We start from the raw sequence: 14,504 nt of genomic DNA, 5'->3' as shown, positions 1-14,504 counted from the left end.
TCAGCCCACCCGCACCCTCGGGTCCAGGGCGACGACCGCGACGTCGGCCAGGATCGCGCCGACCGCGGTGGCCAGCGCGGCGAAGGCCGCGGTCGCGACGACGCCGTGCACGTCGTTCTCGCTGATCGTGCGGATCAGGTAGTCGCCCATGCCCTGCCAGGAGAAGATCTTCTCGGTGAGGACGGCCCCGGTGAACAGGGCCGGGATCGCGAACGCGACCTGGGTGGCGACCGGGATCAGCGAGCTGCGCAGCCCGTGCGTGCGGATCGCCTGCCCCCTGGTCAGCCCCTTCGCGCGGGCGGTGCGCACGTAGTCGGAACCGACCACGTCGAGCAGCATCGCGCGCTGCAGCATGTGGTAGCCGGCGTAGCTGGTGAACAGCAGCGAGATCGTCGGCAGGACGAGGTGCTGCACCCGGTCCAGCACGACCGGCCAGAAGCCGGTGACACCGGGGGTCTGTGCCCCGGCGACGTAGAACAGCGTCTGGCCGACGGCCTGGTTGATCGTGATGGCGGCGACGACGACGACCAGGCCCGCCACCGCGACCGGGGTGTTCAGCGCGATCACCGAGACGAACTGGGCCACCCGGTCCGCGGGCCGGTGCCTGCGCTGGGCCGAGTAGACACCCAGTGCGACACCGATCAGGACCGAGAGGACGAGTGCGCCGAACACCAGCTGACCGGACATGACGACCCGGAACGCGACCTGTTCGTTGACGCTGTCGCCGACCGGCGAGGAACCCCAGTCCCAGCGGGTGAGGATCCCGGTGATCCAGGTCCACCATCGCTGCAGCAGTGGCGTGCCGGGGTCCAGATTGTACTGGGCGAGCGACCGGGAGATCTCCTCGTCGCTGCGCGGCGGGCGCAGCTGCAGGTAGTTCACGCGCGGGTCGAGGAAGCTGTTCGCCAGGAGGTAGGTGAGGTTGGTGGCGACGACGATCATCGCGACCCAACCTGCGCCCCGGCGCAGGAGGTAGCGGAGCACGGTGCTCACTTTCTGACGACCCCGACGCGGCAGGCGGCTGGTGGCGTCCGGGTACGGGAGGGCATGTGGTGGGTACGGCGTGGTGGGCGGGGAGTGGGGGGTACGGCACGGCTCCCGGTGCCGCGGGCACCGGGAGCCCCACCGTCAGCTGCCGACCTGCCAGCCGACCGTCTCGGGGAGCGGGCGGGCGAACAGCGAGGCGCCGAGGTTGGCCAGACCCGGCCGGGTCGCCCACACGGTCGGGCCGGTCCCCAGCGGCAGTACGCCGTAGTTGGCCAGGGCCACCCGCTCCACCTCGTTCGCGGCGGCGATCTGGTCCTGCGGCGTCGGGAGGGCGGCGACGGCCCTCAGCTCGGCGTCCAGGGTGGAGTTGCCGGTGCCGGACAGGTTCAGTGACCCGTCGGAGCAGTACAGCTGGCAGAGACTCGCGATCCCGTACGGGTTCTCGGCCTCGAACCCGGTCAGCATCAGGTCGAAGGTCCGCTCGCCGAGCACGGTGGCGAACTCGCTGGCCGGGGTCTGCCGGATCTGCAGCTCGACGCCGATCTCACGCATCATCGCGGTCAGCGCCATCCCGACCGCCCGGGAGGTGGGGTTCTCGCCGAAGCTGACCTGCACGACGGCCAGCCGCAGGCCGTCCTTCGCGCGGATGCCGTCCGGGCCGGGTGCCCACCCGGCCGCGTCCAGCCGGGCCCGGGCCGCCGCCGGGTCGAACTGCAGGACCTCGGCCAGGTTGTCCTGGTAGCCCGGCTGGTAGGGCTGCTGGATCAGCGAACCGGGCAGGTCCTCGGTGTAGTCCATGCCCTGGAAGGCGATCTCGACGATCTGGTTCCGGTCGATCCCCTCCAGCACCGCGCGGCGCACCACCGGGTCCTGCAGCACCGGTGCGGTGCTGTTCAGGGTGAACAGTGAGACGGCCGGTGTGCCGCTGACCCGGATGTCGGCCTCGGGCACCGAGCGGGCCTGGGAGAGGGCCTCGGCGCCGTCGGCCGGGGTGGCGTCCAGCTCGCCGTTGCGGAACGCGTTGACCGCCGCCTGGGGGTCGCGCACGGTGAGGACCCGGCTGTCCAGCTTGCCGGGCCGGCCCCACCACGACGGGTTCCGCTCGAAGGTGATGTTCCCGGCCTGCATGTCGACGGAGGCCACCGTGTAGGGCCCGGCGCCCCACTCCGGCCGCGGCCGGTTCAGGTAGCCGGAGTTGAAGGCCTCGACGGTGGTGGCCGACGGGTGCAGCAGGGTGGTGAAGCTGCGTTGCCACCAGGCCTCGACGCCGTCGTAGGTGACGACGGCCTGCCGGTCGTCGGCGCCCCGGGTGACCGAGGTGATCCGGCCGAACATCTCCGCCGACCGGGTCTCGCGACGCGGGTCGGATCCGTTGTTCGCCCGCCAGGTGGCCTCGAACGCCCGCCAGTCGATCGGGGTGCCGTCGTTGAACACGGCCTGCGGGTTCAGCGTGTAGGTGACCCGGGTGTCCCCGGCGGCCAGTTCGGCGGTTACATCGGCGAGGTAGTCGGGGTTCGGTTCCGCTCCGCCGGCGGGGGTGTAGGTGAGCAGTCGCGGGTTGTACCACTCCCACACGTCCAGCGTGTCGCCCGTCGCATCGGCGTGGAACGCGTTGAGCTGCGGGCCCAGCATCCTGATCGGGGTGGTCAGGGTGCCGCCGTCGCGGAGGTTGTCGTAGGGCTGCTCGTTGAACGACGGCCTGCCGGCCAGCTCGGCGCCGGTCCCGATGCTGAACGCCTCACCGCTCCCGCAGGCGGCCAGGACGAGGGTGAGGGCCGCGGCGGACACGGTCAGTGCCCGGTTGCGGGCGGATCCGTACATCGTGCTCCTTCGGGGATGCCCCGGGTGAGGGCAGGGGAGTCGGGTGCTGCGTCGCACCCGGCCCGGCGCGGCGACGGGGTGGACCGGCCGTGCGTCCGGAGGCTGACATTCCCACCCGTCCGCGTTCCAGATGCAGTTTCAGTGTTTAACACAGCTGTGATGATCTTTGCGTGACGTGACGATCACGCAGAGCGGGATCTGCTGGTCTGGCAGGCTGACCGCATGACGGGACTCGCGGTACTGGCCGGTGTGATGATCGCCACAGGGCTGGCCGGGATCGTCCTCCCGGTCCTCCCGGGGCCGTTGCTGATCGTCGGCGGGGTGGCGGTGTGGGCCGTGCCCCGCGGTGATGCCGTCGGCTGGTGGGTGCTGGGGATCGCGGTCGCGGTGACCGTCGTGGGCCAGGTCGCGAAGTACCTGCTCCCCGGACGACGACTGAAGGCGTCCGGGGTGCCGACCCGGACGCTGCTGGCCGGCCTGGTCCTCGGCGTGATCGGCTTCTTCGTGATCCCGGTGATCGGGCTGTTCCTCGGCTTCGTGCTGGGCGTCTGGCTGGCCGAGCTCCTCCGGCTGCCGGACGCCGCGACGGCCTGGCGCTCGGCCCGCGAGGCGCTCGCCGCCGTCGGCTGGAGCATCCTCATCGAGCTGGCCGCCGGGATGCTCGCGACCGCGGTCTGGATCGGGGGTCTGGTCGTCGGTTGAGTCGCGCCCGGCCCGCCTAGACTCGTCCGGTCACGACGTCGCAGGAGAACGAGGTGTGCCGGTGAGCGGGACGATCCGGGTCGCGGTGCTCGGTGCGAAGGGGCGGATGGGCAGCGAGGTCTGCCGTGCGGTGCAGGGGGCGCCGGACACCGAACTCGTCGCCGCACTCGACGTGGGCGACGACCTGTCCGCACTGGACGCCGCGGACGTCGCAGTGGACTTCACCCACCCCGGCGCGGCGCTGGACAACATCCGGGAGTGTCTCGCCCGTGACGTGGCTCCGGTCGTCGGCACCAGCGGGTTCGACGACGCCGCGTTCGACCGGGTCCGCGCGCTCCTCGACGAGCGGGGTCGCGGCAGTGTGCTGATCGCCCCGAACTTCGGTGTCGGTGCGGTGCTGATGATGCACTTCGCGGCGCAGGCGGCCCGCTTCTTCGACTCCGCCGAGATCGTCGAGCTGCACCACCCCGCCAAGGTGGACGCGCCCTCGGGTACCGCCGCGCGCACCGCATCGGTGATCGGCGCCGCGCGGGCCGAGGCCGGGCTCGGCCCGGTCCCGGACGCGACCACCACCGACCCGGGCGGGGCCCGCGGCGCCGTCGTCGACGGGGTGCACGTGCACGCCGTCCGGATGCCGGGGCTGATCGCCCACCAGGAGGTGATCCTGGGTACCGACGGCGAGGTGTTCACGTTGCGGCACGACTCGATGAACCGGGCGTCGTTCATGCCGGGGGTGCTGCTGGCGGTACGCGCGGTGCGTGAGCGGCCCGGCCTGACGATCGGCCTGGAACCGCTGCTCGGCCTGGGCTGACCGGCTACTCCACCAGGTGGAGGTCCAGTGTGCCGGTCATCCGGAGCTCCCGGATGGTGCCGGCCCCGGTGTCCAGGGTGCGGACGGCGCCGTCGGGCTCCCAGCCCGCTCGCGCGTAGAACCCGCGGGACGCCGGGTCCGCCTCCGGTACCCAGGCCCGGCCGGTCCGCTCGCCCGCGGCGCGCAGCGCGGCTGCGGCGGCGGCGAGCAGGCGCCCGCCGTGACCGCGCCGGCCCCAGCGCGGCTCCACCAGCAGTGCCGAGACCTCCGCGATCGACAGGCCGTCCGCACCGGGGTACCGGGCGGCGGCGGCGAAGCCGACGATCTCGGCGCCCTCCTGCGCGACCAGCAGGTGGAAGTCGTCACCGGCGTGCACCGCGTCGGTCCAGTGGCTGCGGGCGGCGTCCGAGGTGAGGCTCGCGAACGCCTCCTCGGGCAGCAGCCCGGCGTACGCGGTGCGCCAGGTGCGGTCCTGGATGCTCACGATGGCGTCGACGTCGTCGTCGGTGGCGGGGCGGACGGTCGCGGTGGCCATGGGTCATGCCTACCCTGCCGGCGCGCGGCGGACGCAGTGGGTGCCGTGCCCGCCGCGTGATCCCGTGTCCGGCACGGGGACGTCCGCCGATCGACCGTTCCGGTGCCGGAGACAGGATCACCGGGGGCGGGCGCGAAGGAACTGTCGGGGGGCCGTGGCAGCATCCCGGCCGTGCGGACGATCTCGGCGGACGTGGCCCGGCGGACCTTTCTCGCTGCCCAGGGGTTCACCGACCCCCGGCCGTCCGGGCCGGTCACCCGGCGGCATCTGCTACGGGTGCTGGAGCGGATCAAGCTGTTGCAGCTGGACTCGGTGAACGTGGCGGTGCGCGCGCACTACATGCCGCTGTTCAGCAGGCTCGGTCCCTACCCGCCCGCCCTGCTCGACGACGCGGCCTGGTCGTCGTCGGCCCGCAGGCCCCGCCTGCTCACCGAGACGTGGGCGCACGAGGCGAGCCTGGTGCCGGTCGCCGATCGGCCGCTGCTGGGTCACGAGACCCTGCCCCGCCGCTGGTGGAAGCACTACGGACCGCTCCTGGAGCGGCACCCGTCGCTGGCCGGGGACATCCGGGCGGTGGTCGCCGAGCGCGGCCCGATCGGCGCCGGTGCGATCGAGCGGGCACTGGCCCCCGAGGGGCGGGCGGGCGGCGTGCGATCCCGCCCTCCGGGCGCGAGCTGGTGGGAGCGGTCCGAGGTGAAGCGGGTCTGCGAGTACCTGTTCGCGGTCGGCGAACTCGCTGTCGGAACCCGGCGGCACTTCGAGCGCTGCTACGACCTCCCGGAGCGGGTCCTCCCGCCCGAGGTGTACGCGGCCCCGCCGCCGGATCCGGCCGACGCGGCCCGCGCGCTCGTCGCGCGGTCCGCCGCCGCGCTCGGCGTCGGCACGGAGACCGACCTGCGCGACTACTACCGGCTGGGTCCCGAGCGCACCCGCACCGCGATCGCGGAGCTGGTCGACGCGGGTGAGCTGGAGCCGGTGGCGGTCCGGGGCTGGGCGCGGCCCGCCTACCGGAGCCCGTCGGCGACGGTCCCGCGCGCGGTGCCCGGGCGCGCGCTGCTGAGCCCGTTCGATCCGCTGGTGTGGGAGCGCGACCGCACCGAGCGGATCTTCGGCTTCCGCTACCGGATCGAGATCTACGTGCCCGAGGCGAAGCGGGAGTTCGGCTACTACGTCTTCCCGTTCCTGCTGGACGGCGCGCTGGTCGGGCGGACGGATCTCAAGGCCGACCGGGCGGCCGGTGTGCTGCGCGTGCCGGGGGCGTTCGCGGAGCCGGCCGCGCCGGTACTGCGGAGCCGGATCGCGGCCGAGCTGGCCGCCGAGCTGGCCACCATGGCCGGTTGGCTCGGGCTCGACGGTGTCGAGGTGGGGGAGCGGGGCGACCTGGCGCCCGCGCTGCGTGACGCCGTGCGGGCCGGGTGATCAGATCCCCAGCGGGATCCCGAGCGAGACCCACACCAGGAACAGCGCCGTCCACACGAGGAACATCGCCGCGCAGATCGGCAACGTCATCGAGATCAGCGTGCCGATGCCCGCGTCCCGCCGGTAGCGCTGGAGGAACCCCAGTGCGACGGCGAAGTAGGGGCTCATCGGGGTCAGCGAGTTCGCCACCGAGTCACCGATCCGGAACGCCGCCATCGTCTGGTCGGCGTCGATGCCGACCAGCAGCAGCATCGGGACGAGCACCGGGGCGAGCAGCGACCACTGTGCCGACCCGGAGGTGATCACCAGGCCGAGCACGAACACCATGACGACGGTCAGGAACAGCAGCACCGGCGCCGGCGCGCCGAGGGACCGGAGCACCTCGGCCCCGGACACCGCGATCCACTGGCCGATGCCGCTCCAGGTGAACCAGGCGAGGAACTGTGCGATGACGAAGAACAGCACCAGGATCGGCACGATGTCGGTGAGCCCCTCGCGCATCAGGCGGGGGACGTCGGCCGGTGTCCGGACCGTCCCGACGCGGAGCCCGTAGACGATGCCGACGGTCATGAAGGTCAGGAGCAGCACGACCGCGATGCCGTCGAGGAACGGCGAGGGCACCAGCGAGCCGGTCTCGGGGTCACGCAGCGGTGAGCCCGTGGGGAACCAGACGGCGGCGTAGAGGGCGAGCAGCCCGAGCAGGGTCAGGCCCGCGTCACGCAGTCCGCGCACCTGCTCGGTGGTCACCATGGCGGCGCGGGCCTCCTCCGCCTCCTGCTCGGTGAGGCCGGGGTCCGGGCGACGCGGCTCACCGTCGGCGGCGGTACCGGGATCGGCGGCCGGCCCGGAGCCGGTGGTTGCGCCCCGCCGCGTCGACGGCTCCACGACCCGGTCGACGACGACGGCCGCGGCCATCGCGATCAGGACCGCGCTGACCACGTTGAACCAGTAGTTCGACAGCGCGGTGAGCTGGATCGACGGGTCGACGATCGCCGCCGCCGAGTTGGTGATCCCGGCGAGCAGGACGTCGGTGGCGGTGACGAAGATGCTGGCGTCGTAACCGGCCCCGACCGACACGAACGCCGCGACGGCACCGACCGCCGGGCTGCGGCCGACGGTGCGGAACACCATGGCGCCCAAGGGGATCAGCACGATGTAGGCGGCGTCGGAGGCGATCGACCCGCACACCCCGGTGAACATCAGGGCCGGGGTGATCAGCCGGCGCGGCGCGCGCAGCACCGTCGCCCGCAGCAGCGTCGGGAGCAGCCCGCTGCGGTCGGCGACGGCGATCCCCAGCAGCACCGCGATGATCGTGCCCAGCGGCGGGAACTCGACGAAGTTGGTCACCGCCTCGGTCAGCGCGAACCGCAGCCCCTCCCCGGTGAGCAGGCTGCGCACCGGGGTGACCTCGTCCTGACCGGGGACCTGCGCGCTCAACCCGGCCGCGGCGAGGACCGCGGACAGCCCGGCCAGCAGCACGGAGAGCACCACGAACAGGATCACCGGGTCGGGCAGCCGGTTGCCGACCCGCTCCACCACGCCCAGTGCCCGGGCGAACCGGGTCGGAGTCTCCTGCTGTGTTGCGCTCAACGGTCCTCCCGCATCGGCCGTCCGGTCGAGTGGGGGAGAGTATCCGTCGTCGTGCAATCGTGCAGGGTCCGGCGCGGCACCGGGCAGGTCCGCCACCGCGCCGGATCGGCCCGCCGCGGCCCCGGCCGGGTCCGCCGCCTCCGGCCCGGGTCCGCCGCCTCCGGCCGGGCCCGCCGCGGACGTCGGTTCAGACCGCCGCGGTGGCCGCCCGGGTGACCAGCACGTCCCCGCTACCGGTGCGGCCGGAGAGCCGCACCGCCCGCTGGTCGGGGACGCCGTCGTGCACCTCCAGCTCGCTGCGTGCCCGGCCGGACCCGGTGGACAGGTCGAGTTCGGCGGCGACGCCGGAGTGCACACCGACCCGCACGTTGCCCGATCCGGTGCTCAACCGGACATCACCGGACACGGCGTCGGCGATCACCACGTCACCGGATCCGCTGCGCACCTCCAGGTCTCCGGTGATCTCACCGAGCCGGACGTCACCGCTGCCGGTCCGCACCCGGGAGGGGCCGCCGATCGAACCGGCCTCGATCTCACCGCTGCCGGTGCGCAGCTGTGCCCGCCCGCCGCACGCGCCGAGGTCGATCCCGCCGGAGCCGGTGGTGATGTCGGCGTCGCCGGTCACCTCGGCCACCCGGGCAGTTCCGGAACCGGTGCGCACCGCTGTCCAGGACGCCCGCCCGCTCACCTCGACCCCTGCGGCACCGGTGCGCACGGCGGGCCGCGATCCCGCCGGTGCGGACACGGTGACGAGCAGTGGTACCGCGCTCAGCCCCGGTTCCTCCGGCCCGCGCACCACCAGGCGCCTGCCGGCTCCGGACCACTCGATCCGCACCGCGTCGAGGGCGTCGGCGGTGGGGTCGCCGGAGCGCTCCCACGGTGCGCCGACGATCGGATCGAACCCGCGGCCGGACCAGCCGGCGCCGCCTGCGGGGGAGCCTCCGCTCATCGACGAGCCGATCCAGTCCAGCAGTCCACCCAGACCGCCCGACCAGGGTGCACCGGCACCGTCCGCACCGACCTCGACGGTGACCTCCGAGGCGTCCTCGACCAGGTCGACGCGGACCCGCCCGCCACCGATGGTGATCTCCAGCTCGGCCGGGCCTGCGCTGTCCCACCGCTCGCGGCGGGTGGCGTCGACGGCCGGGTCCCCGGTGTTCTGCTCGTCGGTCATCCCTGCACCCATCCTCGGAGGTTCCGGCCGTCACGGGGGTCGCGTGCGCGGGCCCGCCCCTCGGCACCGGCGAGCGCACCCTGCACGGCCTGGGAGACCCAGGTGTTCAGCGAGACGCCCTGCGACTGCGCGGCCTGCTCGGCCTGGGCCTTGATCTGCTCGACGATGCGCAGCGTGACCCGGCTGATGTCACCGGCGTCACCGCCGAACGGAGAGGCGGAGGGCCGCTCGGTCGCGGTGTCGTCCGGCGCGGGCGGCGCGACGTCCGGACCGCCGGAGACCGAGACCCGGACCTCCCGGCCGTGCAGGCGGATCTCGACGGAGCGGTCGCCGAGTGCGGCGGTCGCCTCGGACGCGAGGTCGGAGAGCGCGTTCATGATCGCCAGGCGGGCCGCGGGCTCGATCGCGGAGCCGAGCAGTGCCGCGGTGCGGCGGGTCTGCTCGTCACCCGCTGCCGCGGCGGCGGCGAGATCGTCGCGCAGCTGCGCGACGTAGGGCGTGAGGTCCATGACGCCACTATGGCGTCATGGATGACGTCGTGTCGAGGACTTGCTGTCACCAATGATGTCATCGACCGGCGACGGTTACCCTCCTCGGCATGTCGGAGACCGCGCCGCAGACCGTCCCGCTCAGCGTGCAGCTGGTGGCGAAGACCGAGTTCCTCCCGCCGGCGGACGTGCCGTGGTCCACCGACGCCGAGGGTGGTCAGGCGCTCGCCGAGTTCGCCGGTCGGGCCTGCTACCAGTCCTGGAGCAAGCCGAACCCGCGGACCGCGACGAACGCCGGTTACATCCGGCACATCCTGGAGGTCGGGCATCTCTCGGTGCTCGAGCACGGGAGCGTCAGCTTCTACCTGACCGGGATCTCCCGGTCGCTGACCCACGAGCTGATCCGGCACCGGCACTTCTCCTACTCCCAGCTCTCCCAGCGCTACGTGCCCGAGCGCGACGCCGCGATGGTCGAGCCGGACGTGATCGCCGACGACCCGGAGCTGCACGAGCTGTTCCAGCAGGCGTCGGCGAACGCACTGGCGTCCTACGAGAAGCTCCTGGAGGGCCTGGAGAAGCGGTTCGCCGACGTGCCGAACGGGACCCTGCGGCGCAAGCAGGCCCGCCAGGCCGCCCGGTCGGTGCTGCCCAACGCGACCGAGACCCGGATCGTCGTCACCGGGAACTACCGCGCGTGGCGGCACTTCATCGCGATGCGGGCCTCCGAGCACGCCGACGTCGAGATCCGCGAGCTCGCCGTGGAGTGCCTGCGCCAGTTGCAGCGGGAGGTGCCGAACGTGTTCGCCGACTTCGAGATCCAGAAGCTCGCCGACGGCACCGAGATCGCCTCCAGCCCGCTGGTCAGCGAGGGCTGACCCGCCGGCGGGGTATGGCTGCCCGTACCCCGGGAGTACGGGGCGCTGCGATGTGCGGGAGCCGTGCGGTGCGCACGATCGACGATCATGATTCGATCTCGCCTGACCGCCCTGCTCGGCGTCGCCGCGCTGGGGGTGCTCGCCGCGTGCTCGCCCGCGGATCCCGACCCGTCCCCGGCCGTTTCCTGGGAGCCCTGCGGGGCCGACGGTGCCGTGCAGTGCGCGACCGTGCCGGTCCCGGTGGACCGTGCGGACCCGGGCGGGCCGACGATCGACATCGCGGTGGCCCGGATGCCGGCCCGTGACCCGGCCCAGCGCCGGGGGACGCTCGTGCTGCATGTAGGCGGGCCCGCGCCGTCGCGCCCGGTGCTGCTCGACCCGGGGCGCCGCGCCGGGGTGGCCGAGCTCGCCGAACGGTTCGACGTGGTCACCTTCGACTCCCGCGGTTACGGCGCCAGCGCCGGGACCTGCGATCCCGGGCTCGCACCGCCGATCGCGGTGCTCGACTCGCCGGAGGCCCTCGACGCGCACCGGGAGCACCAGGCCCGGTACGCCGAGTCCTGCCGGGCCGGGGCGCCGGACCTCGTCGAGCACGTCAGCGCGGCGGATGCGGCCGACGACATCGACGACATCCGGGCGGCGCTCGGCGAGGACCGGATCGCGTTCTTCGGCAACTCCTACGGCACCGTCTTCGGACAGGCCTACGCCCAGCGGCACGGCACCCGGCTCAGCCGGCTCTACCTGGACAGCGTGGTCGACCACACCGCGTCCACCGACCGCGACCGGATCGACCGGGCGGCGGCGGGCGACGCGCTGCTCGAGCGGTTCGCGGTCCGCTGCACCGAGGACCCGGAGTGCGCACCGGGGGAGGACCCGCTGCAGCTGTGGGACGACGTCGTCGCCCGCGCGCCGCTGCCCGTCGAGGGCGGTCCTGCGCTGCGCGCCGACGAGATCCGGATGACCGCGCCGTCGATGGCGGAGACCGACCCGCGGGGCTACGCCGCTGCGCTGCTCGCCGCCCGGGACGGCGACGCCGCCCCGCTGGCCGCGCCGATGCGGCAGGCCCCGGCCGGCGGCGCGGACGCCGGGCAGCTCACCAACTGTGCCGATTTCCCGCTCCCGGACGACTACGCGGTGCTCGCCGCCGGACGGGTCCGGGCGACCGAGGTCGCCCCCCGCATCGGGCCCGCCCCGACGGTCGAGGACTGGCGGTGCGCGGGCTGGCCGCTGCCCGGGACGAACCCGCCCGGCCCGTTGGTGGCACCGGACGCACCGCCGGCGCTGGTCGTGAACAGCACGCTCGACCCGGCGACCCACCTGGCCGGGGCGCGCCGGGTGGCCGACGCACTCGGCCCCGGCGCGGTCCTGACCGTCGACGGCTTCACCCACGCCGTCTACCTGGGGCAGCCGGACAACCGCTGCGTCCGGGACACCGTGCACCGCTATCTCCTCGACGGCGAGCTGCCCGGCCCCGGCGCGTCCTGCGGGTCCGAGCAACCGACGCGGCCCGCGCCGTGAGCGGGCTCGCCGCGGTCCGCCGGTGGCTGCTCCCGGTCCCGCACGAGCTGGTGTTCCTACTGGCCGGGGCGGTGCTGGGACTGTGGCTGCTGGGCCTGGGCCTGCTCGTGGCGTCGTCGTTCACGAACCTGTTCGCGCTGGCCGTGTTGCTACCGGTGATCGCGACCGTGCGGTTGGTGGAGCCGGCCGAACGCGCCCGGTTGCGGCTGGTGGGCCTCGAGGTCCCGCGCCGGCGGCGGACCGATCCGGCCGGCCGGGTCACGCGGGTCGCCGAGGCGGTGCTGGGGCCGCTGCACGCCGACCGGTGGCGGTACCTGCTCCTGCTCGCCGGGATCGGTCCGGTCAGCGCGGTCGGCGTCATGGTTCCCGGCGTCGTCGCGGTGGCCGGGTTGCTCGACGGTCACTGGGGGAGGGTGGACGCCGTCCTTCCGGGCGGTCTCGCCCTGCCGGCCGGCCCGGACTGGGCGGTGCGCACGGCGGCGGCCGGACTCCTGGCTCTGGTCGTGCTGCTGATCCGCACGTCGGCCGCGGCCCAGACCCGGGCCGCGCAGACCCGGTTGTGCGGGGGTGCGGACCGGTTGGCGCAGGTACTGGCCGGCCGGGCGCGGGCGGTGGACGCCCAGACCGCGGAGCTGCGCCGGATCGAGCAGAACCTGCACGACGGCGCGCAGGCCCGCCTGGTCGCGCTGACCATGCAGCTCGCAGCACTGGGCCGGTCGCTGCGACCGCTCGGGCCGGAGGCCGACCGGGCCCGGGCCGACCTGGCCGGAGCCGTCGACACCGCAGGCGCCGCGCTGGCCGAGCTGCGCCGGCTGGTGCGCGGCATCCTCCCGCCGGTACTGACCGACCGCGGCCTGGACGCCGCGCTGAGCGCGCTCGCCGAGGACTGCGGCCTGCCGGTCGACCTGGACCGGGCCGCAGGCGGGCGGACCGCCCCGGCGGTCGAGACGGCGGCGTACTTCGTCGCCGCGGAGGCACTGGCGAACGCGGCCAAGCACGCCGGGGCCACCCACTGCCGGGTCCGGACCTCCCGCGGCCCGGACACGCTGCGGATCGAGGTCGCCGACGACGGCCGCGGCGGGGCCGACCCGGGCGGCCCGGGGCTCACCGGCCTGCGGTACCGGGTGGAGGCACTGGACGGCACGCTGTCGGTGACCAGCCCGCCCGGCGGGCCGACGACGGTGAGGGCGGAGCTGCCGTGCGGATAGTGCTGGCCGAGGACCTGGTGCTGCTGCGGGAGGGCATCACCCGCATCCTGGCGGGGGAGGGGCACGAGGTGGTGGCCGCCGTGGCCGATGCCGAGTCCCTGGTCCGGGCCGTCGTCGAGCACCGGCCGGACATCACGATCGCCGACGTCCGGCTGCCGCCCGGCTTCTCCGACGAGGGGCTCCGGGCTGCGATCCGGCTCCGCGAGCGGCATCCGGCCGAGCCGGTGCTGATCCTGTCCCAGTACGTCGAGGCCGGTTACGCCGCCGAGCTGCTCTCCGACGGTGCCGGGGGCGTCGGATACCTGCTGAAGGACCGGATCGGCGAGCTCGACGAGTTCCTCGACGCGCTGGAGCGGGTCGCCACCGGTGGTACCGCGATGGACCCGGAGGTGGTCGCCCAGCTCCTGAACCGGGGGCGGCGCAGGGGGCCGTTGGCCGCGCTCACCGCGCGCGAGCACGAGGTGCTGGACCTGATGGCCCAGGGTCTGTCGAACCAGGCGATCGCCGATCGGCTGGTGCTGGCCCTGGTGTCGGTGGAGAAGCACATCGGCAGCATCCTGACGAAGCTGGAGCTGCCGCCGGGGCAGGCGGTGCACCGCCGGGTGCTGGCCGTGCTCGCCTACCTCGACCGGGCCGCGGACCGCCCGCTCACGCCAGCACCGCGTGCACCCTCCGGCGCAGATCCGGCAGGTCCCGCACGATGATGGCGCGCCCCTCCTTGCCGACCAGGCCCTCGGCGACCAACCGGGACAGTTCCCGGCTCATCGTGACCCTGGTCAGCCCGACCAGCAGCGCCAGCTCGTCGACGGCGGGCCGGATCGACAGCCGGGTGGTGGTGTCCAGGGCGACCTCGCCGTAGGCCTCGACCAGGTGCCCGAGCAGCAGGATCACCCGTTCCCGGGCGGGCAGGCCCTCGATCAGCACGTGCAGCTGCATCACCCGCTGCTTGTAGGCGATCCGGCGGGTGATCTCCAGCAGCAGCTCGGGATCGGTGCGGGCGGCGGCGAGCAGCGCGTCCCGGGTGATCGAGACGATCTGCGACGGCTGGGTGCAGGTGGCGGCGAGGTGTCGCGGGCGGCCGTCGATGCCGGCGGCCTCGCCGAGGGTGGCGCCGGCCTCGGCGTAGGCCAGCGACCGTTCGGTGCCGTCCGGGCGGTGCAGGTAGATCCGCACCCGGCCGGAGCGCACGAGATGGAACCGGGTGGACAACTCGCCCTGCAGGTAGACGTGCTCACCGCGGGAGTAACGGCGGGGCGTGCCGAGCGCGGCGATCCGTTCGGTGAGGGCGGTCGTCGGCGCGCTGAGGAACGGTGACACCGGCGGGTCGTCGGGGCCGGTGTCCGCGGGCAGAGCCCGCGGCTCCGCACTGCTCACCG

General features: G+C 74.0%; 14 protein-coding genes. 7 read left to right on the top strand and 7 right to left on the bottom strand.

Annotated features, from left to right (window positions below):
* Together AB0J24_RS05755 and AB0J24_RS05750 are read right to left on the bottom strand one after the other, a co-directional pair.
* Window positions 1-993 carry an ABC transporter permease gene (locus AB0J24_RS05755; RefSeq protein WP_358675984.1) on the bottom strand — a complete coding sequence of 331 codons (993 nt, stop codon included), beginning with the start codon at window positions 991-993 and terminating at the stop codon, window positions 1-3.
* A gap of 135 nt (window positions 994-1,128) precedes the next feature.
* Complete coding sequence (locus tag AB0J24_RS05750) at window positions 1,129-2,808, bottom strand: ABC transporter family substrate-binding protein (RefSeq protein WP_358675981.1); 1,680 nt, start codon at window positions 2,806-2,808, stop codon at window positions 1,129-1,131.
* Between the two features lie 222 nt (window positions 2,809-3,030).
* Here AB0J24_RS05750 and AB0J24_RS05745 point away from each other — a divergent pair, with 222 nt between their 5' ends.
* Together AB0J24_RS05745 and dapB are read left to right on the top strand one after the other, a co-directional pair.
* On the top strand, window positions 3,031-3,510 hold the full coding sequence (locus tag AB0J24_RS05745) for a DUF456 domain-containing protein (protein ID WP_358675978.1): 480 nt from the start codon (window positions 3,031-3,033) through the stop codon (window positions 3,508-3,510).
* A gap of 55 nt (window positions 3,511-3,565) precedes the next feature.
* Complete coding sequence (gene dapB / locus AB0J24_RS05740) at window positions 3,566-4,321, top strand: 4-hydroxy-tetrahydrodipicolinate reductase (protein ID WP_358675975.1); 756 nt, start codon at window positions 3,566-3,568, stop codon at window positions 4,319-4,321.
* A 4-nt stretch (window positions 4,322-4,325) separates the two neighbouring features.
* On the opposite strand, the gene AB0J24_RS05735 is transcribed toward dapB, so the two are convergent.
* Entirely contained in the window at window positions 4,326-4,856 is a 531-nt protein-coding gene (locus AB0J24_RS05735; protein WP_358675972.1) for a GNAT family N-acetyltransferase, read from the bottom strand.
* Between the two features lie 171 nt (window positions 4,857-5,027).
* Here AB0J24_RS05735 and AB0J24_RS05730 point away from each other — a divergent pair, with 171 nt between their 5' ends.
* Complete coding sequence (locus AB0J24_RS05730; RefSeq protein WP_358675969.1) at window positions 5,028-6,275, top strand: crosslink repair DNA glycosylase YcaQ family protein; 1,248 nt, start codon at window positions 5,028-5,030, stop codon at window positions 6,273-6,275.
* On the opposite strand, the gene AB0J24_RS05725 is transcribed toward AB0J24_RS05730, so the two are convergent.
* The 3 genes from AB0J24_RS05725 to AB0J24_RS05715 form a co-directional block, all read right to left on the bottom strand.
* Complete coding sequence (locus AB0J24_RS05725; RefSeq protein ID WP_358675966.1) at window positions 6,276-7,865, bottom strand: AbgT family transporter; 1,590 nt, start codon at window positions 7,863-7,865, stop codon at window positions 6,276-6,278.
* A gap of 187 nt (window positions 7,866-8,052) precedes the next feature.
* A complete protein-coding gene (locus AB0J24_RS05720) occupies window positions 8,053-9,039 on the bottom strand; it encodes a DUF4097 family beta strand repeat-containing protein (RefSeq protein WP_358675963.1) in 987 nt (328 codons plus the stop codon).
* Window positions 9,036-9,548: a toxin-antitoxin system HicB family antitoxin gene (locus AB0J24_RS05715; RefSeq protein WP_358675960.1), complete on the bottom strand. Its 513-nt coding sequence runs from the start codon at window positions 9,546-9,548 to the stop codon at window positions 9,036-9,038. Before AB0J24_RS05715 ends, AB0J24_RS05720 begins: the two co-directional genes overlap by 4 nt.
* A gap of 89 nt (window positions 9,549-9,637) precedes the next feature.
* Here AB0J24_RS05715 and thyX point away from each other — a divergent pair, with 89 nt between their 5' ends.
* The 4 genes from thyX (at window position 9,638) to AB0J24_RS05695 (ending at window position 13,832) form a co-directional block, all read left to right on the top strand.
* The gene (thyX, locus tag AB0J24_RS05710; RefSeq protein ID WP_358675957.1) at window positions 9,638-10,402 is read left to right on the top strand and encodes an FAD-dependent thymidylate synthase; all 765 of its coding nucleotides are present in this window, start codon (window positions 9,638-9,640) and stop codon (window positions 10,400-10,402) included.
* An 87-nt stretch (window positions 10,403-10,489) separates the two neighbouring features.
* On the top strand, window positions 10,490-11,920 hold the full coding sequence (locus tag AB0J24_RS05705; protein WP_358675954.1) for an alpha/beta hydrolase: 1,431 nt from the start codon (window positions 10,490-10,492) through the stop codon (window positions 11,918-11,920).
* Window positions 11,917-13,128: a histidine kinase gene (locus tag AB0J24_RS05700; protein ID WP_358675951.1), complete on the top strand. Its 1,212-nt coding sequence runs from the start codon at window positions 11,917-11,919 to the stop codon at window positions 13,126-13,128. Before AB0J24_RS05705 ends, AB0J24_RS05700 begins: the two co-directional genes overlap by 4 nt.
* Window positions 13,119-13,832: a response regulator transcription factor gene (locus AB0J24_RS05695; protein ID WP_358675948.1), complete on the top strand. Its 714-nt coding sequence runs from the start codon at window positions 13,119-13,121 to the stop codon at window positions 13,830-13,832. The genes AB0J24_RS05700 and AB0J24_RS05695 overlap by 10 nt, the downstream gene beginning before the upstream one ends.
* Here the strand turns inward: AB0J24_RS05695 and AB0J24_RS05690 are convergent.
* A complete protein-coding gene (locus AB0J24_RS05690; RefSeq protein ID WP_358675945.1) occupies window positions 13,777-14,502 on the bottom strand; it encodes a Crp/Fnr family transcriptional regulator in 726 nt (241 codons plus the stop codon). The genes AB0J24_RS05695 and AB0J24_RS05690 overlap by 56 nt on opposite strands.
* Between the last annotated feature and the right edge of the window lie 2 nt (window positions 14,503-14,504).

Origin of the sequence: Pseudonocardia sp. NPDC049635 (genome assembly GCF_040659795.1) — a bacterium.
Lineage (GTDB): Bacteria > Actinomycetota > Actinomycetes > Mycobacteriales > Pseudonocardiaceae > Pseudonocardia.
This window is presented reverse-complemented; position numbering and strand designations above follow the sequence as displayed.